Below are 18,667 nucleotides of genomic sequence, written 5' to 3'. Positions count from 1 at the left end.
TCGCCATCCTGATTCTATTAACAGCGGCAGCGTTCGATATCATCTGCCATAGCAATCAATTTATCAAGAATGCGCTCGCCATCAACACCTATGCCATTGTGCTCGTATTCGTTAGTCTCCCAGGCACGGGCATTGGCCATTTTGCTCAGGGTTTCACGGCTAAAGTCGTACTCCACAAACATATCCTGAGTGTACATAGCCGCCGCCACCGGTACGGTGTTATTGGCCAATTGCTGACGATCATACAAGGCAGGCCAATCGGATTTTTCAGCCAATATTTGAGCAGCACTCTGCAACGGCTTTAACGTTTGCAACTGCTCAAACATCCATGGGAATACCATTTCTCCCACCAGCTGTAAGCGCTCCTGTGTAGCGCTGAACTCTGGCAAGCTATCCATTACGCGCTGTGCTGCCCAGTTGGAGGCCTCGCCTTCGCAATAAATTGACTCATGCAGCAAGCCATAAATTGGATTGGTTAAAAACCCTTGATGCGCCAGCATGTCTTGCAAAAATTCATAACGAACCTGCAAGCCTTGCTCCGGCACCTCGATGACAGCGTTATCGAGCAAATGATAAATACTTTCCGCGCCGCCACTGCGGCCTAAATCAATACCCAAGGCTTGAATTTGCTCCGCCGTCAGTTGCTGACCATTGGGCATTAACGCTGCCTGACCACGCAGCAGTTGGGCCAGTTGATCGGTTTTTTTGGCTAAGCCAGGAAAGCGCTGCCATAAACGCTGGTTTTTTTCCGCCGTACGAGCAAAAGTAGCTTGATAGACCTCTTCGATACTGCGATGAATGGGCGGTATGCCACCGGTAATGTACACCTGCTTTAAGCTGTCGGGGTAGAACGACAAGTATGTCAGCGCACAAAAGCCGCCAAAGCTTTGCCCCAGCAGTGACCAACGTTCGATGCCCAATTGCTGACGAATGGCTTCGGCGTCGGCAACAATTTGATCGGCACGAAAATACTGCAAATACTCCGCCTGCTGCTCGGCGGTCAAATGCGCTAGGGTTTGATGGGTTTGCGGCGTGCTCTGGCCGGTACCGCGCTGATCTAACAATAAAATTCGAAACTGCTTGGCAGCTCGTTTCATCCAGCCCGTTAAAGCCGTTGGCCGTGGCGCAGGAAAGCCAGGTCCGCCTTGCAAATACACCAGCCAGGGTAGGCTTTCAGCCTCACGCCCGTGGGCGCGTAGTTCACGAGCAAACACATTAATAGTACGACCATCCGGCTGATGATGATTCACCGGCAGCTCAAACCGATGATCGACCCAAACACAATCGCTAAGATTCACCGTCATAACAATCCTTACAGGCCAGCGCCTGATGCATCAATAATGGGCTGCCAGCAGCGACAGCAAGGCGGCTATAGTAGCAATTACTGCTCGATTGGCACAGAGGGACAGTTTAGAAACACAGTAACCGTGGTTCTGAGCAACGCAGCTATTTGCTACGTAAAAACTGCTGTCGATAGTGAGTCGGCGACACCCCCAAGGCTTTTCTAAAGTGATGCCTCAAAGTGCCAGCATGATCAAAGCCCGCTTTTAGCGCCACCTCATCAACACTGCCCTGGGCCTGCTCTAATAAGCTCTTCGCCAGCTGTATTCGCTGCTCCGTTAACCAGGCCTTGGGTGATAAATTAAAGTTGGCACGAAATTTTCGATCAAAGGTGCGACGCGACATATTGGCTTTGTTTGCCAGCTGGTCAATATCAATAGATTCTGACAAATGCTGCACCGCCCAGTCCAGCGCCGTGGAAAACCGGCTATTTGCCTGCATCACAGGCGCATCGGCAAACTGTGATTGGCCGCCTTGGCGATGGGCCGATAAAACCAATCGCCGCGCCACTGCATTCGCAATATCGCTACCATAATCCTGCCGTATCACTTCAATGCCCAAATCCAGCGCTGCAGCACTGCCCGCCGAGCAGCCCAGATTTCCTTGTAGCAGGTACAGCACATTGTCGACAAACTGCACTTGGGGAAATCGTGTTTTAAATGTTTGGGCATAGCGCCAGTGCGTAGTGGCCTGCTTGCCATTTAAAAGGCCTAGCTGCGCCAATAAAAATGAACCCGAGCAAAACGACAAAATGCGCTGCTTATTGTCATAAAAAGATTGAATCGCACTGGACAGAGCCGGTGGAATATCCGCACCTTGGGTCGGCCAACTAGGGATCACCAAAGTATCAAACCCATTCAGACTATCGACTACCGTGGCACTCAATCCAACCCCGGCCGTTGATACTAATGGTCCTTGCTCAAAGGTGATCACCTGGCACTGGTACCAATGATCAAACTCAGGCCTGGGCAGGCCAAACAGCTCTACGGCACAGCCCAGCTCAAACAAAGCAGCTCCGTTATAGGTGAGCACAGCAACCTTTTTCAAACCCGGCATCCAAACAGTCTTGGCTGGATATTAACGAACAATGTCTTTTAGGCCAATAGTGAATAATGGACACCAGCGCCATACTGGCGGGGTTGTCATCCACTAGGAGTCTCGTATGAGCAGTGCCGTATCACGTATTCCCGCCGCCCAAAGCCAACAAGCACTGGCGCATTTTGAACGCTTACTCACCTTTGAAACCGATTGCTGGGATGTACACCATGCCATCAGCAACCAACGCATGGACTTTGTATTGCTCGATGTGCGCTGCGAGCCACAGTTTCAGCAGGGCCATATTGCAGGAGCTATTCACCTGCCCTACAGCCGCATTAATTCTGACAGTCTTGCCGAATTTAGCGACGATGCACTGTTTGTGGTGTATTGCGCCGGACCTCACTGCAACGCCACCGAAAAAGCCGCCATCCGTTTGGCACAGCTCGGTCGACCGGTGAAAAAAATGATTGGTGGCATAACCGGGTGGCTGGACGAAGGATTTGAGCTGCAATCACTGTGAATCAGCGCAGCGTACTCACATTATCCATAAATTGATTAGCCCAGCGGGCTGACAGCGTTATATCTACCAAATTGCTAAAAAGGAGCAAGTATGATCCATCGCGGAAGTTGTTTATGTCAGCAAGTGCGTTATGAAATACACGGCAAGCTGAGCGATGTGTTGAACTGCCATTGCAGCATGTGCCGCAAACTGCACGCTTCAGCGTTTCGCACTCGCGCAAAGATTAATACCAGTGACTTGACCATAGTCGCAGGTCAGCACTGCATTCGCTTCTATGAATCATCACCGGGCGAGCATAAAGGCTTTTGCCAACATTGCGGCTCTAGCCTTTTTACCCGCTTCGATAACCAACCTGATGTGTTAGGTTTTCCCTTAGGAACGTTAGATACAGATCCTGGCGTAACAGCTGAACGTCATGTATTCGTAGACAATAAAGCTCCCTGGTTCACCATCACCGATGACTTACCACAATGTAATGAACTTGAGTGACTAGTCGGGGTCGTTGTTAATTATCAAACAAAGGCGTTTTAAGTGCACACGTATAAGCAAGTTCAGCGCTTAACGCCATACGACCCTGATTCTTCACTCACAGCGCTGCCGGCACCATAACGCTAAAAGCGAACGTCCATGTCGATGCCTAATGAGTGCTGCCATCTCGGCAGCCTCGTGAACAGGTGCTATCAGCTACCTTTCGGCGTCAGTTTCACCATCATTTTTGAATACCCGCGCACGAAGTTAGACTGCACGTACTGCAGGTCGCCTACGTATTCTATGTTGTCAAAGCGTTGCAGAATTTCTTCCCATAGTATTCTCAGCTGCATTTCAGCCAGACGATTACCCATACAGCGGTGAATGCCAAAACCAAAGGATAAGTGATTACGCGGATTCTTCCGGTCGATCAAAAACTGATCCGGGTTTTCAATCATACGCTCGTCACGGTTGCCCGAGGCATACCACATGACGACCTTGTCGCCTTTTTTGATGGTTTGAGTACCCATTTCAACGTCTTGTGTTGCCACACGTCGCATATAAGCGAGTGGCGTTTGCCAGCGGATAATCTCGGACACCATGCTGGGAATCAGTGCTGGGTTGGCCTTCAGTTTTTCAAACTCTTGTGGGAACTGATTTAGCGCTAACACACCACCTGTCATCGAGTTACGCGTGGTGTCATTGCCCCCCACAATCAACAGCACCAAATTGCCGATAAACTCCATCGGACGTTTGATCATGTCGTGCGTTTTTTCATTGGTAAGCAGCAGACTGATCAAATCAAAGCCCGGTGCTTCACCTGCGTCCAACCGTGCTTTTTTAGCGTACCAAAGCTTCGAAAACTGCTTCGAGAATTCTTTTGCCACTTGCCAGAACTCTTCTTTATCAGTATCACCGCCGGCTATTTCTGGCGCGGAGGTCGCCACATCCGACCAGTACACCAATGTGCTGCGCTGCTCATAAGGAAAGTCTAATAAGGTAGCCAACATGCGCGATGTCAGCTCCTTTGATACAGACTCCACCCAATCAAAGGGTTGGTTTACGGGCAAGTTATCCAATACGTCCTGGGTGCGCTGGCGAATCAAGCTTTCCATTTCTTTAAGATTCGCGGGCGCCACCACACCTTGTACCGCCAAGCGCTGCTCATCGTGTTTTGGTGGGTCCATGGCGATAAAGGTGTCGATGTCTAAGCCACGTGGCGCCTTACCTATAATGATCTGTGGTTCGGCTGAAAATAGCTCATGATTTTTATCAACGAATAAGATGTCCTGATAGCGAGTGATGGACCAAAATGGACCAAATGGGCTATTGGCCTGATAATGGATTGGGCATTCATCTCGCAAGCGCTTACAGTATGATTCCCATTTGCCTTGGCGAAATAGAAATGGATTGCTTAAGTCAATGTCATCCAAAGCCAGACTACTGACATCCGCAATGGGAGTTTCGACAAACTCCGGGACTTTATCCTTAATGATTTTATCCAGTGCCTTTTCGACCAGATGCGAGGCCCGTATTTGCATATCAAGAGGCACAACGGTAGCTACCTTGTTGGCCACGGTGTTTTTAATCGACATAAAGATTTCCTAGCACACACGTTGCTGTGAGTTATTGTTGTTCTTTCCTACACGCTGGCGTTACATTTGAAACTCGGGCAGTTGCACGATCAGGCCATCGTGTTGCTCGGTGATATCAATCTGACACGCCAGTCGTGATGACTCACAGTGTTCGGGTTTGAGTGCCAGCATGCTTTGTTCTTCTAACGATGGGGGCACCAAATCACTCGAGCAAGAGGTAGCGACCATGACATGGCAGGTACCACAGGCACAGGCGCCGCCGCAGTCGCCGTCGATGCCAGGCACCAGACCATCCAATGCGTGCTGCATAAGGGTTTTCCCCACTTCCAAATCCACAGTGTGCTCACTGCCGTTATGCTCGACGAAGGTAATCGTTGCCATATCTCATCCACCTTGGGTTGTTATTGTTTTGCCATTGCTCGCTCATAGCCGACAGTCAATCGCGCCTGTTGAGCTTAGTCTTATGCTAAGGCGGAAATCTGCGCTAATATTATCTTCTGACGACAGTCTTTTGGCATTTGACGACACGCAGATAAAACCTAAATTATGGAAAGTCTGATGAGTACCAGCCTGTTCGCAGGCTTTAATAGCTTTGTGGTGGAGCTGGGTGCAGACCCGCTGGTTCTGCTCGAACGATTCAATCTACCGGTTGATGTTGAGACCCAAAAAGACGGTTACGTTCACTTTAGCCAGCTAGCCAGGTTGTTTGAATTCTGCGCCGAGTCCTTGAACTGCCCAGATTTTGCTTTGCAGTTGTCCCGTCGCCAGGGGCTGTCGATCTTGGGACCAGTTGCTGTGTTAATTCGCAATGCCAATACCATCGAAGAAGCCATTCGAGGTGTACGTCAGTACCTTCATTTAATCAGCCCCAGTGTTTCCATCGAACTGACATTGCCAGCCAACAGTAGTCACATATTTGCTGAGTTTCGTGTTCAAGAAACGGGGCTGATTAAACTGCGCCAAATACATGAACTGTACCTCGGTAATGCGCAGCTGATTCTGAACATACTCACCGGCACAGACACTCATGCGCGCTGTATTCATTTTCCACACAGTCAGATTGCACCGTCTGACAGCTATCGCCGACTGTTTGGTTGCGACATCAAATTTAACCAACCGCATTGTGCGGCGGAACTGCCCGTTGCTTTGCTGCAGCAGAACATACGCGGCGCAGACCCAGAGACAGCGCACATTGCCGATCAGTATTTAGCAGAACGATTTGGTGGGCGAACAGACCAAATTCAGGATCAGGTTGAACACCTGATTGCCAAATTGCTGCCCACGGGCCATTGCCGCATTGATGTTGTTGCGGAACAGTTGAACTTACACCCAAGAACCTTGCAGCGCCGCCTACGCCAGCAATCCGATACCCATTTTGACGCGCTGTTGGATGCACATCGATTTACATTGGCCAAGCGCTACTTGGAACAGTCGACCTTACCGTTCAGCCAAATCGCCGGGCTGTTAGGCTATGCCGATCAAAGTGCCCTTAATCGCTCCTGCCAGCGCTGGTTTCACACCACACCTAAGGCATTGCGACAGCGTAAAAGCAGTTCCCAATAAACATGCACCTAAAATCAGTAACGACTAAGTTCACAATGAATAGCAGCCAGTCTAGACAGAGAAAGTAGTTTGGAATTACGAACGACAGCCAACATGAGCTTGAATGAATATTAAGAAATTAACTAGAAGCTGTTTCACAACTTCTTTAGCACGATCATCATGCAGGCGGCGTGAAAGAAGGCTCGATACATTGAGAGCTTTCTTTCCCATCGAACCACTAATCGTCGATAATTTCCAAGCCAAGCAAAAGTGCGCTCTACTTTCCAGCGACGGTCGTACCTTCTCAGCTTTCTACCATCTTGCAACGGCGCTTTTTTCCTGTTTCGACGATGTGGACAAATGAGATCAACGCCCCGTTTCTTTAACGCCATTCGCAGAGGATCAGAGTCTGCCGCTTTATCGTAAATCAAACGCTTCACCTTGCTCTTGCCATAGGAAACATTTAACAAAGCCTCAATCAGCTTGACCTCCGCCGGTGACGCTGAGCCAAGTGTCAGCCCGACTGGAATGCCTTCGCCATCGACGACTATCATCCACTTCGACCCCTTACCCCGCTTGGTTTTTCCAACACCGAGGCCCCTTTTTTTGCGGGTGCAAAACTGCCATCAGAAAACGATTCTTCCCAATTTAACCGCGACTGTTGATCCAGAACGCGAAGAAGCTTACGCCAGGCTTTGAGCCATGCTCCTTGCTCTTCCCAGTACTGAAGGCGGCGCCAGCAGGTACTCGGTGAAGGATAGCGCTCGGGTAGATCACGCCAGCGCGCACCCGAACGTAAGACCCATAAAATGCCCTCGAAACAGGCTCGATTGCTGATAGGTTTGGGACCCCCTTTGCCACGAGGTAAACTGGGTAAGCAAGGCTCAATGTGTGCCCACTGTTGGTCGGTCAGTTCTGAGGTTGAACGTTTCATGGTGGAGGAGTTGATGCTGATAGTTTTGATTATTATATCGGACTGAAGGTTATGAAACAGCTTCTATTGTAAAAATAAGCAAGTTCAGCAGAAGCAAAGCAATCATAGCCGCTTTGCTTCTTCATATTATTGCTGCGCTGTCAGTTTTGGCTGAGCTGCATGTCCTTACTTTTCGCCAACTCGGCATTAATATCGTAGATCGCCTGTTTCATTGCCTGAATTTCTTGGTCTTTCTCTTTCAACGCTTCGATTAAGACTGGAATCAGACCGTCGTAGCTAATGGCCAGCAGCCCTTCCGCATCTGAGTGAACCAATTCAGGAATGACTTGCTTAACAGCCTGTGCCGACAAACCTATGGTTCTATCGGGGTGACTGGAATCAGTATCTTTCATGCGGTAGCTAATGCCAGACAGTCGATTGACCGTTGACATGGCACCAGACAATGACTGGATATCCTCTTTTAAGCGTTCATCTGAAAAGGTAAGCCACTGATACGCCTTACCATTGCCATTGACTTCAAAAGCCTCTGTTGGGTTGTCGATACCAACGGCCAAGCGATCACTGATCCGAAGCCACTTACTGGCAAAATCGCCTTTTATCAAAGCAGAATGTGCACTATTGGCGATGTATAACATTTGACTATTGGTTTCTAAAGCACCAGCTTCGCTACCGATAAAGACGCTTCGATCACCCAGGTTGCCATACCCCGCGCTGTAGCCAAGATACACATTTTTATCGCCGGACATATTGCTACGCGCTGCGTTTCGACCTATGTATACGTTGTATTCACCATCGGTATTATTGGTACCGGCGGACGGCCCCATAAACACGTTTGCACCGCCAGTGGTGTTATTGTTTCCTGCGTCCGTGCCAACGAAGACGTTATCACTACCCGTCGAGTTAGCCTGCCCAGCGTTATGACCAAAGAAGGAGTTATTGCTCCCAGAAATATTATTCTTTCCAGCCTGCCAGCCTAGAAATGAGTTATTAGCACCATGGGTGGTATTACTGCCTGCGTAGTTTCCTATAAAGACATTGGACCCACCAGTGATAGATGAACTGGGCGTGTACGCTCCCATAAAGGACCCAATACCACATTCGGTTGGGCAGGATTGAGCGACAGCATTGACCGACAGCAACAGCGATGACGCCATCAATAACAGACTTTTCAACACAGACCGTCGATTGAGAATCTCGCGAACACCGACAGAGCAAGATTCTGTTCTTACACTTCTCGTTATTCCTGGTTGGCGACCAATAGAACCTGCACTGTAAGCGCCAGGATGCATTTCATTTCCTTTATACATATTCAGCCTCATGAAATTATCTATTATTCCTATTTACCTAGGTCTTCAGCGACTCAAGCGCCATGGAGCCTAGCTCAACAAAACGAGCGCCAGCTTAAATATCTGAATATTCTTAAAAAGCCGATAAAAACAATACTTAATACCTAGAATTAAGACACCAAATATAACCAGAGACTATAAAGAACAGAAACATAGACAAAAAAAATTAACACACCCCCCTAAAAGAATCACCAACCCGCCCCAATAATATTCAATGTAAGATGGCGTCACACAAAAATCAGACATTAAAATTGACAACAACCATCCTGTCGATTCCGAAGAAAGCTGAACAATGCCATACAGATCTGTCCGTAAAAAACATCAATGCTAAAACACTAGAATTATGCGACAGACTTGATCATCTGGATGACGAAGCTGACATTAGATCAGTCATTATTTATCTGACAGACCTTCGATATCAGGGGGCACGGCATGACTGGTGATGAGACCCTACAGGAAACGAACCAGATCAAGCCAAATAACACGTGATTAAATTTAGAGAGAGGGCTATGGCGCTCTCTAGCGATGGATGCAACTTAAAAACAGAGGGATCGTATATGAAGGCAAGAGTACATACCATTCACTTATTAGCGACCATACTGGCTTTATCCATACCGCTATCGACACTGTCATATTCCGGTAGTTCAGCAACGGACCAGCCGGCATCGGATACCAACTGTGTTGCTCCGAGCAGCTGGTTCCCCAAATCGCAGACGCCCTTTCCCGATGGCAACCAGTTCTCCAGCGAGACCAACTGTGACTTTCATCGTTGGTCCTGGCAGATGTTTTTGTGGCTGACTCAGGACGTCAACGGCAAGCCCAGATTTCTAAGCTTCGATACCCCGTATGACCTACTAGGAATCTCTGATCGAGAACACCTCATGCCCCGCCTAGGGAAAACGGATAACGCCAAAAGTATGGATGAATACCTGCAAGCTGGGACCGAGGGCATTCTCGTCGATCAAGATGGCCGCGCCGTGTATTACTCGCAGTACATCAACCCGGAGTTTGTTGAGTTCATGCAATCCAATGGACTCACTGACTATAAAAACGTTCAGAACTTTGACCCGTACACCCCTTTTGATATCAATGTTGCGGAGTTTAAGGCGTCTTGGAAGATTGTACAGCCAGGTGAGGACACATCGGGCTTTTATACCATGGAGTCGTCCGTTTATGCGTTGAAGAACTCAGGTGGAAAAATCGTCGTCGACGAAGACAAGTCGCTAACGGTAACGCTGGCGTTAGTCGGCTTTCATATAGCAGGTGTGGTTAAAGACCATCCAGAGATGATTTGGGCAACGTTTGAGCACAAAGACAATGCGCCCAATGTGCCCACGGACTTCTCTCCAAGCACCATCATTTCTGACAAAGACTGGACCTTCTATCAAGCCAATACACCCTTTTCTCAGTGCAATATAAACCCAGCCAATTCGCCATCACTGACACTGAATGAACAAGACCAAACATTGAGCCCTGTGACACAGGTGTGTCGTCAATACGAAGATGGTAACTATGCCAGACAGGTGACACTGGATGTCCCAACCAATATCAAGGTTGTCAATCAACTGAACCAAAGCGTGCTTGATCAACTGAATAAGGATGACGTGTGGTCAAACTACTTTGAAGTATCTGCCATATGGTTCAGCCGTAAAAATGGACTCCAGCCTAACATGGGGCTAGCGAGCGATGTTGACTCATCTGACCAACAGCTATTGATTGGTGGCTTGCGATTGTCCAACTCAACCATAGAGACCTTCACCCAAAGCCAGAGCACAATGAACAACTGCTTTCGCTGCCACAATACACTGCAACGCTTTCCACCCTCACCGAATATGGATCCCCTACCGGGAATGAACCTCAACATTAGCCATGCGTTTATGAATATTTATTTCTGGGATCAAGAAATGAAGAACGCCAAAAAAGCTAACTAACTCATATACGTTAAGGAAGACCAGCCATGACCAGTATTTTCAGAGTTCATCCTGCCATCAACTTCGCACGTGTTGGCAATAGCGAGGAATACTACATCGCTCCAGAGACCGCTGCTGGCGAACTGTTAGATAAGGAAACCGGGCTGTTTGGTGGACTACCTATTAAACCCGGTACAGAGGATACTCCAATCACAGCGAATGATTTTCGCGACCAAACGCCCGACCAAAAGGTAAAGCGCCAAGCAGCCAGATTTCGCATCTTCGTGTACGAAGGCATCGCCGATTATCGTGACCCAACAGATTGCCCGCCAGGAAAAGAGTGCTCCTCAGGCGAAGTCTACCCATCTAAAGTGAAGGGTAAGGAGGTATGTATCGGCGATGTTGTTGACGGCAAGACGGTTACTGACATTGTCTGGTCGGTTCATTTGGCCAACAAAAAAAACAACAGTTGGAGCATCGAAAGTGCAAATGGACAAGAAGAAGGCATAAGAGCCTATCGCAATGGTCAAACGCCCCCTATTCGCAATCCGTCCTATGGGTCTATGCCAAACAGCGACGATAGACTTAGAAAGCTGGTCATCGATGCCGGACCTCGCACCATTAAATCATCGGATAACAATGTAATTGTCGATTTCGATGCCGCCACACCCAGCACTTACATAGACAATACAGGCAACATCGCACAAGCCGATTATCCGGTGAGTTTTCCTGCGGATCACTTTGAAAATCAGAATCCGAGCTCTGGCGATATCACCACCCTTGGTCAAATGACCATAGAGCCAGGCAGCGGTCGATTGATCGTAGTTGGGGGCTACGGCAACGCCTTTGCATTTGTTGATGCCGATGGTAACAAGCCTGAGCTAAACGATGCCATTGACAACGATGGCTGGTTTGATGACGTATCGGATGGCCCGGTCAATGCCATCGTTAAATTCGACGATGGCAGCCATGCTACAGTCGTCGCAGGTTGGTTTGTATGCACGGACCCAGGTTATGCACCCCAGATTCGCAACGTTGTTTCTACTTGGGACGATGTATTTAACACGTGGGTAGAGCAACTCGGGTTAGTCCCGCAATTATATTCTGGCGGTAAATACGACAATGACTATCAGGCCTCTTTCTATCAGGATGTCATGCCCGTATTTCATGGCGCTTTTTTGCAACGCTGGAGCACCAATCTGCCAGGACAAGCCGTGAATGGCCACAATTGGGTTGCTGCCATTCAGCCCTCAGATGACCCAACGAAGAAAATCCCCAACTTCGACAGCCTGATTCGTGACCCTAATGATCCGCAGCAAAGCGAGGAAGGCGGCAAAAAAATGCCACTGGCCTTAGGCGATGCACAGAAAAGTTTTTTGTCGCTGACCACCACTCAGTATTTCCTAATGAAACAGTGGTATGCCGGGCGTAGTACCACAGAAGATAATGAACGCCATCTGGGAGTGGGTGAGAAGCTCGACAAAGTCGTATTAGAAAACTGCTTGGGTGGGCGTTATTCTCCTGGCATTGACCTTACTTTTATCGTGCGTGACATCAACCTTTACCATCAGAAATGGCATGATGGCACTGGTCCTTTTCGCATTAATCAACAACAACTCGACTATGGGAATGCCAACGTCGGCCAGCCATTTTTAAACATTGGTTATATCCCTTTAAACCGAAATGCGGTTGAACCGGGCGATTTATCCAAGTTTATGGCCCAACCCTGGCATACCGACTACAACAGTTGCGCCGTACATGAGCCAGATCCAAACCCACCGGGCAATAATACCCTGTACTGGTCATGGCCCGCGCAGCGCCCTGTTCAAGTCCACCCTGCTGATTTGTGCAGCTTTGATGACAAAACTCAGCGCTGGAACCTAGGCGGACAACTATTCAGCGTTCGAGGCAAGGGAACCGAAACCGAGTATCCGCAAGAGCAGGGTCGCTTCCAGCAGTACATCGACTATTTGGAAAACTGGCATAAAACTGGTTTTGTGATCCAAGGAGTCAGAGTAATGGCAGATCAAGGTGGCAACTACGGTGACGATAAGTTTATCGAGGTCGCCAGCCAGTATGAATCTGAGGGAGACATAGTGCAGCCTTGGCCAACTTCCGTAGTGCCCGAAAACTAACAGGAATTCTCGGGGGAGGCATGCCTCCCCGAAGGAAGCGTACATGGATCAGATCGCCCACATCACCATATTGGGTGCAGGCCCTGCAGGACTAGCCACCGCGTTATCTCTGGCCAACCAAGCCGGTTTAGCAGGCTCTGCTCTCGACATTCATGTCATTGATGCTGCTACCGACATAAAGGTCAAGGTCGGCGAAACCATTCCACCAGCGGCAACATCTGTGCTGAGGGACTTGATCGGCGATCACACGCCAACACTGCTGAGCGAGCATAACGTTTGCCCTGGCTCAGTTTCACTCTGGGGAAACGACCGGCCAGGTCACAACGATTTTATGTTCAACTTAGAGGGACATGGTTATCACTTGGATAGAATCCGATTTGAAGAACAACTCACTAATATCGCACTAACACGGCATATAAGTTTGCAAACAGGGGAGCGACTCAAACATCTGGAAAGCCTTGGTGCTGGATTTTCCTTGCACTTGAGTAAAGACGGGCAAAGTCGAAGGATAGAGACAGACTTTCTGGTCGATGCAGCTGGCCGCTCGGCCATTACTGCGCAAAAACTGGGGACTGCTCGCAACAGCTTTGATGAGGTCACTTTCATTTGCAGCGTATTGGAATGCGACCAACTATCTTTATCGTGCAACGATTTACCGACACGAACACTGGTGGAGTCGTGCGACTACGGCTGGTGGTATTGTGCGCAGCTACCAAACGAGAAAGTCATATTGATGTTATGCACGGATAAAAAACAGATGCTAGCGCAATGTTTGCATCAAGCAGATGTATGGTTAGAGCGAGTCAGAGAGACCCAATTGTTGGCAGCAGAGCTGCACATGGTTCTGAAAAATTTATCTAGCAAGTCAGTACGATTATTCAAACGCAATGCCAAATCCAGTATTTTAAGTGCCGTTATCGCACCGAATTGGTTAGCAGTGGGCGATGCAGCCTGCAGTTATGACCCAATCAGTTCAGCTGGCATTACCAAAGCACTAATGCACGGCCAGCTTGCGGGTAATTGTATTTACGACTATTTATCGGGAAATAACAACCAAGCACTGACCGACTATCAAAACCAAGTATTTGACGACTTCAACAAATACGCTGCCCTGCGCCAATCACTGTATGCAAGTGAACAGCGCTTTGCCAATTCCGGCTACTGGCAACGCCGGCAAGGTTTTGCTTAAACCGGCCACAACCAAGCAACGCGCCCAAGTTTCAGGCATAAAAAACCGGCCATAAAGGCCGGCTTTATTCGCACGGAGCGAGCAGCTTACATCATGCCGCCCATACCGCCCATACCGCCCATACCGCCCATATCAGGCATTGCAGGAGCGTCTTCTTTAGGTACTTCAGCAACCATGGCTTCGGTGGTGATCATCAGACCAGCGACAGAAGCAGCCGCTTGTAGTGAAGAACGGGTCACTTTGGCAGGGTCCAGAATACCCAGCTCGATCATGTCACCGTATTCACCGGTTGCAGCGTTAAAGCCAAATGAGCCTTCACCTGCTTTTACTTTGTCCACAACAACGGAACCTTCAGCGCCAGCGTTAGCGGCGATCTGGCGAATCGGTGCTTCCATCGCACGCAGCGCCAGAGCGATACCCACGTTTTGGTCTTCGTTGTCGCCTTCAACAGTGACGTTGGCCAGAGCACGAACCAGCGCTACACCACCGCCTGCAACCACGCCTTCTTCAACGGCTGCGCGAGTCGCGTGCAGTGCGTCGTCTACGCGGTCTTTTTTCTCTTTCATTTCAACTTCAGAGCCAGCGCCGACCTTAATCACTGCAACACCACCAGCCAATTTGGCAACGCGCTCTTGCAGTTTTTCTTTGTCGTAGTCAGAAGTCGAGTTTTCGATTTCAGTGCGGATTTGCTCAACACGGGCTTTAACGTCAGCTTCTGAGCCAGCACCGTCAACAATCACGGTGTTTTCTTTGCTCAGCACCACTTTCTTAGCCGTACCCAGCATATCTAGAGTGGTGGTCTCCAGAGACATGCCCACTTCTTCAGAAATCACTTGTGCGCCAGTCAGCACAGCAATGTCCTGCAACATGGCTTTACGACGATCGCCAAAGCCTGGTGCTTTAACCGCAGCCACTTTGAAGGTGCCACGCAAGTTGTTCACTACCAGAGTCGCCAGCGCTTGGCCTTCAACGTCTTCAGCGACGATCAGCAGCGGACGGCCTGACTTAGCCACATTTTCCAGCACTGGAATCAGCTCTTGCAGGTTATCGACTTTTTTGTCGACCAACAGCAGCAGTGGGTTTTCCAGCTCTGCTGTCATTTTGTCTTGGTTGGTCACGAAGTACGGAGACAGGTAGCCGCGGTCGAACTGCATGCCTTCAACAACGTCCAGCTCGTCGTTCAGGCCTTTGCCTTCTTCAACGGTGATGACGCCTTCTTTGCCTACTTTTTCCATCGCTTCGGCGATGATCTGGCCAACAGTTTCGTCAGAGTTCGCAGAGATGGTACCGACTTGTGCAATGGCTTTGCTGTCTGCACATGGCTGTGCTTGAGACTTCAATTGCTCAACCACGGCTGCAGTCGCTTTGTCGATGCCGCGCTTCAGGTCCATTGGGTTCATGCCTGCAGCAACCGCTTTCAGACCTTCGTTCACAATGGCTTGAGCCAGAACAGTCGCGGTGGTGGTACCGTCGCCTGCTTGGTCGTTCGCCTGAGACGCCACTTCTTTAACCATCTGGGCGCCCATGTTCTGGAACTTGTCTTCCAGCTCGATTTCTTTCGCCACAGACACACCGTCTTTAGTGATGGTCGGTGCGCCGAAAGATTTTTCCAGTACCACGTTACGGCCTTTAGGGCCCAGGGTTACTTTTACTGCGTTCGCCAGGACGTTAACGCCGTCCAGCATGGACTGACGACCGTCGTTACCGAATTTTACTTCTTTAGCTGCCATGATTTTTTCCTTAACTGTATTTAGGTTTCGATGTCACTTGGCTGGATGGATCAGGATTCCAGCACACCATAAATTTCGCTTTCGTTCAGAATCAGCAACTCTTCGCCGTCGACTTCGATGGTGTTTGAACCAGAGTACTTACCGAATACGACGGTGTCGCCTTCTTTAACAGCAACAGGACGGCTCTCACCGTTGTCCAGAATACGACCAGTACCAACGGCTACCACTTCACCCTGGTTTGGCTTTTCAGCAGCAGAGCCTGGCAGCACGATGCCACCAGCGGTGGTTTGCTCTTCTTCCTTGCGACGAACAACGACGCGATCGTGTAAAGGACGGATTTTCATCTGACATGTTCTCCAATGTTAGAACCAGTGTTGTGTAATCGGCTGTGGCGTTTACACCACCGGGTGCCGTGTTTTGCTTAATAGGGGTGCGAAACTGGATTTCAACACCCGAAGATGAATTTTTTTAGTCTTTGCGTGAATCAGCCTGAGACGAGCCGTGGTGATCGCTACCAGTTTCTGAGCCTTGGCGCTGATAATCACCTTCAATGACATGGCCTGAGTGATAACCAGGGTTAGTACGTGAACTGGCTTGGCCTTCGTAGACATTGCCAGCACCGCCCACCACCACATTAGGCTTCAACAGTTTCATTACCGAGCCCAACATCAGGCTACGTATGGCGGGCACGAGTAACGCAAAGCCGAAACTGTCGGTGATAAAGCCGGGCGTGAGCAACATGGCGCCAGCCAGTGCCAGCAGGAAACCTTCCGCCAGCTCTTTTGCAGGCAAACTGCCCTGCTCCAAGCGCGAGCGCGCCCGCATCAAGGTCGCCAACCCCTGTGCCTTTAACAGAGTGACGCCGACCACAGCCGTCAACACCACCAACGCCAGAGTCGGCAATAAACCGATAAACGAGCCCACTTGAAGCAGTACGTACAGCTCAACGATGGGGACAGCAACAAAAATCAGAAACAGTGGCACGGCGGTGCTCCAGTTGTGGCCGAGAATGTTTTATATCTGGGGGCGAATACCGCAAATTCAACCGTGCCCCAGAGGCGCTAGTACGCTGAGCTTGTCCAAGTTGCCGTTGCGACTTCCATAGCTGCCGACATCTTAAGAGTCATCCGACCGCGGTAACCCTCAGACTCCACACACAGATATTGAATTGTTATGTTATAACAATTACATTATTGAGCATTGAGCACTCACCCGTGGTGCGCCTTTGTCTAAACCGACCTATCAGAGGAATCAACAATGAACTTGCTGTCCGCTTCGCAACGTGATTTAGCCGGTGCCTTGTGCTCTGGTTTGTGCTTGTCACACTGCTTACTGACGCCACTGCTGCTGGCCTCCGGTGCGCTAGGCACCATGGGCGCCGTACTGGCCACCGAAACCACGCACTGGGTACTGCTTGGCCCGGTATTGCTGTTGGCTGTGCTCAGCTTTCCGGCGGGCATCAAGCATCATGGCCGTTACTTGCCTGCGATGATCGCTGGCGCTGGCCTGCTGTTGCTGTTGATTGCACTGATGGCAGGAGAAGCGCTGGAAGCTTGGTTAACCGCAGCCGGTGCATTGGCCATGTTGGCAGCCCATGGGTTAAACCGGAGGTGGTCGCGTGGCTAATTTGGCCAGATTTCAGCGCCCACTGCGCTGCACCAGCACCTCGGCGTTGCTCGGAGACAATGCCAACGTCCTGACGCACATTTATGACGCCAGCATTAACCTGGTGGCGTGGCGGCGCAGCTTGGCAGACGAAGTAGCGGATTACGCACAGTTTCTGGCGTCCGCAGACAGTACTTGGTCGTCACTGCAATGTCGGCTTGAACCAGAAGCCGCTTACCAAGCGCTTGCCAGAGAGCTGCCAGAAGTGCCAGGCAAAATGGCTGGCAAAGCCGCCCTGATTCGCGATGCCGCCGAGCTGGTCGATATGTTCTGTTGTTTGTTTGATTTACCCGCTGCCGGGCTGCGGTTAGCGCTGGTAAATAGTGCTATGTGTCCTAAGTTTCATACAGATAAGGTGCCCTGCCGCTTGGTCACCAGTTACATGGGACCAGGCAGTGAATGGTTGTACAACCATCAGGTAGAGCGCTCGCGCATGGGGCACCGCACTGGCAGCAAAGCAGATCGCGATGCTGGCGTGTATCATGACGACGCCGCGGTACAGCAGTTAGCTCAGCATGACGTTGTTCTGCTAAAAGGCGAAAGCTGGCTGGGCAATGAAGGCAATGGCGCTGTGCATCGCTCCCCCACTCCGGCAGCAGGCAGCAGCCGTTTGTTATTAACTCTGGATTTTTCGGATTAATATGAAAACACCGATGTCACCTTGGGCCATGATCGTATTGTTAGCAACAGGGCCCGCCGCCGCCCACGACAAACATCATGACCATCACGACAAACATCAAAGTCATGGCGCCCATGAGCACGGCAAAGCCACGCTCAACCTGGTGGTGGACCAAGATACGCTGTTGGCCGAGCTACACACACCCGCTGCCAACATCGTTGGCTTTGAGCATGCCCCAGCCAACCAGCAACAACAGCAAGCGGTAAAAGAAGCACTCGCCAAACTGTCGAAACTGGATACGCTGCTCAAAACACCGCATGGCTGCACCTTGCACAGTGCTGACGTCTCAGCTCCAGGCATGGGTGTGGACAATGATCACTCGCACAACCACGGACATGATCACGGCCATTCGCACGAGGAAACCCACAGCAAAGATCAGCATGCGGAATTTCATGTTGAGTATGTTGTTAGTTGCTCCAACCTCAGCCGTATTGATATCGCCCTAATGCAGCATTTCCCGGCCATTGAAACCGTCAATACCCAATGGCTCACCAGCGAGCACCAAGGGCATCAGAAATTAACACCGGCAAAAACACAAGTGCGGTTTGGGAGCGCCGAATAATCCATATGGCAAA

At 50.0% G+C, this 18,667-nt stretch carries 19 protein-coding genes and 1 pseudogene; 9 read left to right on the top strand and 11 right to left on the bottom strand.

What is annotated here, in order from left to right:
* Nucleotides 1-17: 17 nt before the first annotated feature.
* Both CHH28_RS10630 and CHH28_RS10625 read right to left on the bottom strand, forming a co-directional pair.
* Nucleotides 18-1,304, bottom strand: coding sequence for an alpha/beta fold hydrolase (locus tag CHH28_RS10630; protein WP_094060288.1), 1,287 nt, complete (start codon nt 1,302-1,304; stop codon nt 18-20).
* A gap of 142 nt (nt 1,305-1,446) precedes the next feature.
* A complete protein-coding gene (locus CHH28_RS10625) occupies nt 1,447-2,388 on the bottom strand; it encodes a helix-turn-helix domain-containing protein (RefSeq protein ID WP_094062053.1) in 942 nt (313 codons plus the stop codon).
* 115 nt (nt 2,389-2,503) lie between these two features.
* Here CHH28_RS10625 and CHH28_RS10620 point away from each other — a divergent pair, with 115 nt between their 5' ends.
* Nucleotides 2,504-2,899 (top strand): rhodanese-like domain-containing protein, encoded by a 396-nt coding sequence (locus CHH28_RS10620; RefSeq protein WP_094060287.1) that lies wholly within the window; start codon nt 2,504-2,506, stop codon nt 2,897-2,899.
* 90 nt (nt 2,900-2,989) lie between these two features.
* Entirely contained in the window at nt 2,990-3,388 is a 399-nt protein-coding gene (locus CHH28_RS10615; protein WP_094060286.1) for a GFA family protein, read from the top strand.
* Nucleotides 3,389-3,579: 191 nt separating this feature from the next.
* Here the strand turns inward: CHH28_RS10615 and CHH28_RS10610 are convergent, their stop codons facing one another.
* Both CHH28_RS10610 and CHH28_RS10605 read right to left on the bottom strand, forming a co-directional pair.
* Entirely contained in the window at nt 3,580-4,962 is a 1,383-nt protein-coding gene (locus tag CHH28_RS10610) for a cytochrome P450 (protein ID WP_094060285.1), read from the bottom strand.
* Nucleotides 4,963-5,022: 60 nt separating this feature from the next.
* Nucleotides 5,023-5,343, bottom strand: a complete 321-nt coding sequence (locus CHH28_RS10605) for a 2Fe-2S iron-sulfur cluster-binding protein (RefSeq protein WP_094060284.1) — start codon at nt 5,341-5,343, stop codon at nt 5,023-5,025.
* A 177-nt stretch (nt 5,344-5,520) separates the two neighbouring features.
* On the opposite strand from CHH28_RS10605, the gene CHH28_RS10600 reads away from it, so the two are divergent.
* Nucleotides 5,521-6,525: an AraC family transcriptional regulator gene (locus tag CHH28_RS10600; RefSeq protein WP_199243887.1), complete on the top strand. Its 1,005-nt coding sequence runs from the start codon at nt 5,521-5,523 to the stop codon at nt 6,523-6,525.
* Nucleotides 6,526-6,659: 134 nt separating this feature from the next.
* Here CHH28_RS10600 and CHH28_RS10595 read toward each other — a convergent pair.
* The 4 genes and pseudogenes from CHH28_RS10595 to CHH28_RS19890 all read right to left on the bottom strand — a co-directional run.
* Nucleotides 6,660-7,088 (bottom strand): annotated as a pseudogene (locus CHH28_RS10595) (IS5 family transposase); the annotation flags it as partial.
* Nucleotides 7,055-7,438 carry a transposase gene (locus CHH28_RS20635; protein ID WP_094060281.1) on the bottom strand — a complete coding sequence of 128 codons (384 nt, stop codon included), beginning with the start codon at nt 7,436-7,438 and terminating at the stop codon, nt 7,055-7,057. The pseudogene CHH28_RS10595 and the gene CHH28_RS20635, both read right to left, overlap by 34 nt.
* 140 nt (nt 7,439-7,578) lie before the next feature.
* Complete coding sequence (locus CHH28_RS10585) at nt 7,579-8,745, bottom strand: tail fiber domain-containing protein (protein WP_157729875.1); 1,167 nt, start codon at nt 8,743-8,745, stop codon at nt 7,579-7,581.
* A 619-nt stretch (nt 8,746-9,364) separates the two neighbouring features.
* A complete protein-coding gene (locus CHH28_RS19890) occupies nt 9,365-9,517 on the bottom strand; it encodes a hypothetical protein (RefSeq protein WP_157729874.1) in 153 nt (50 codons plus the stop codon).
* Nucleotides 9,518-9,566: 49 nt separating this feature from the next.
* Here CHH28_RS19890 and CHH28_RS10580 point away from each other — a divergent pair, with 49 nt between their 5' ends.
* Genes CHH28_RS10580 through CHH28_RS10570 form a run of 3 tightly spaced genes read left to right on the top strand, consistent with a single transcriptional unit; the run spans nt 9,567 to nt 14,018 of the window.
* The gene (locus CHH28_RS10580; RefSeq protein WP_094060279.1) at nt 9,567-10,715 is read left to right on the top strand and encodes a hypothetical protein; all 1,149 of its coding nucleotides are present in this window, start codon (nt 9,567-9,569) and stop codon (nt 10,713-10,715) included.
* Nucleotides 10,716-10,741: 26 nt separating this feature from the next.
* The gene (locus CHH28_RS10575) at nt 10,742-12,829 is read left to right on the top strand and encodes a LodA/GoxA family CTQ-dependent oxidase (protein ID WP_094060278.1); all 2,088 of its coding nucleotides are present in this window, start codon (nt 10,742-10,744) and stop codon (nt 12,827-12,829) included.
* A 43-nt stretch (nt 12,830-12,872) separates the two neighbouring features.
* Nucleotides 12,873-14,018 (top strand): NAD(P)/FAD-dependent oxidoreductase, encoded by a 1,146-nt coding sequence (locus tag CHH28_RS10570; RefSeq protein WP_094060277.1) that lies wholly within the window; start codon nt 12,873-12,875, stop codon nt 14,016-14,018.
* Between the two features lie 86 nt (nt 14,019-14,104).
* On the opposite strand, the gene groL is transcribed toward CHH28_RS10570, so the two are convergent.
* From groL to CHH28_RS10555, 3 genes are all read right to left on the bottom strand, one after another.
* A complete protein-coding gene (gene groL / locus CHH28_RS10565; RefSeq protein ID WP_094060276.1) occupies nt 14,105-15,748 on the bottom strand; it encodes a chaperonin GroEL in 1,644 nt (547 codons plus the stop codon).
* 50 nt (nt 15,749-15,798) lie between these two features.
* A complete protein-coding gene (locus CHH28_RS10560) occupies nt 15,799-16,092 on the bottom strand; it encodes a co-chaperone GroES (RefSeq protein WP_094060275.1) in 294 nt (97 codons plus the stop codon).
* 124 nt (nt 16,093-16,216) lie between these two features.
* Entirely contained in the window at nt 16,217-16,732 is a 516-nt protein-coding gene (locus tag CHH28_RS10555) for an FxsA family protein (RefSeq protein ID WP_094060274.1), read from the bottom strand.
* Between the two features lie 273 nt (nt 16,733-17,005).
* Here CHH28_RS10555 and CHH28_RS10550 point away from each other — a divergent pair, with 273 nt between their 5' ends.
* From CHH28_RS10550 to CHH28_RS10540, 3 genes are read left to right on the top strand one after another with little or no spacing between them, the layout of a single operon-like run.
* On the top strand, nt 17,006-17,374 hold the full coding sequence (locus CHH28_RS10550; RefSeq protein ID WP_094060273.1) for a MerC domain-containing protein: 369 nt from the start codon (nt 17,006-17,008) through the stop codon (nt 17,372-17,374).
* The gene (locus tag CHH28_RS10545) at nt 17,367-18,053 is read left to right on the top strand and encodes a DUF1826 domain-containing protein (protein WP_199243886.1); all 687 of its coding nucleotides are present in this window, start codon (nt 17,367-17,369) and stop codon (nt 18,051-18,053) included. The genes CHH28_RS10550 and CHH28_RS10545 overlap by 8 nt, the downstream gene beginning before the upstream one ends.
* Before the next feature lies 1 nt (nt 18,054).
* Nucleotides 18,055-18,654 carry a DUF2796 domain-containing protein gene (locus tag CHH28_RS10540; RefSeq protein WP_094060272.1) on the top strand — a complete coding sequence of 200 codons (600 nt, stop codon included), beginning with the start codon at nt 18,055-18,057 and terminating at the stop codon, nt 18,652-18,654.
* The last annotated feature ends 13 nt before the right edge of the window (nt 18,655-18,667 follow it).

Origin of the sequence: Bacterioplanes sanyensis, from assembly GCF_002237535.1 — a bacterium.
Classification (GTDB): domain Bacteria; phylum Pseudomonadota; class Gammaproteobacteria; order Pseudomonadales; family Oceanobacteraceae; genus Bacterioplanes; species Bacterioplanes sanyensis_A.
This window is presented reverse-complemented; position numbering and strand designations above follow the sequence as displayed.

Coding starts and splice junctions, on each gene's coding strand:
- CHH28_RS20635 (WP_094060281.1), bottom strand. CDS start 7,438: ATGAAACGTTCAACCTCAGAACTGACCGACCAACAGTGGGCACACATT.
- CHH28_RS10600 (WP_199243887.1), top strand. CDS start 5,521: ATGAGTACCAGCCTGTTCGCAGGCTTTAATAGCTTTGTGGTGGAGCTG.
- CHH28_RS10585 (WP_157729875.1), bottom strand. CDS start 8,745: ATGTATAAAGGAAATGAAATGCATCCTGGCGCTTACAGTGCAGGTTCT.
- CHH28_RS10575 (WP_094060278.1), top strand. CDS start 10,742: ATGACCAGTATTTTCAGAGTTCATCCTGCCATCAACTTCGCACGTGTT.
- CHH28_RS10610 (WP_094060285.1), bottom strand. CDS start 4,962: ATGTCGATTAAAAACACCGTGGCCAACAAGGTAGCTACCGTTGTGCCT.
- CHH28_RS10620 (WP_094060287.1), top strand. CDS start 2,504: ATGAGCAGTGCCGTATCACGTATTCCCGCCGCCCAAAGCCAACAAGCA.
- CHH28_RS10570 (WP_094060277.1), top strand. CDS start 12,873: ATGGATCAGATCGCCCACATCACCATATTGGGTGCAGGCCCTGCAGGA.
- CHH28_RS10540 (WP_094060272.1), top strand. CDS start 18,055: ATGAAAACACCGATGTCACCTTGGGCCATGATCGTATTGTTAGCAACA.
- CHH28_RS10630 (WP_094060288.1), bottom strand. CDS start 1,304: ATGACGGTGAATCTTAGCGATTGTGTTTGGGTCGATCATCGGTTTGAG.
- CHH28_RS10560 (WP_094060275.1), bottom strand. CDS start 16,092: ATGAAAATCCGTCCTTTACACGATCGCGTCGTTGTTCGTCGCAAGGAA.
- CHH28_RS10615 (WP_094060286.1), top strand. CDS start 2,990: ATGATCCATCGCGGAAGTTGTTTATGTCAGCAAGTGCGTTATGAAATA.
- CHH28_RS10605 (WP_094060284.1), bottom strand. CDS start 5,343: ATGGCAACGATTACCTTCGTCGAGCATAACGGCAGTGAGCACACTGTG.
- groL (WP_094060276.1), bottom strand. CDS start 15,748: ATGGCAGCTAAAGAAGTAAAATTCGGTAACGACGGTCGTCAGTCCATG.
- CHH28_RS10580 (WP_094060279.1), top strand. CDS start 9,567: ATGTTTTTGTGGCTGACTCAGGACGTCAACGGCAAGCCCAGATTTCTA.
- CHH28_RS10550 (WP_094060273.1), top strand. CDS start 17,006: ATGAACTTGCTGTCCGCTTCGCAACGTGATTTAGCCGGTGCCTTGTGC.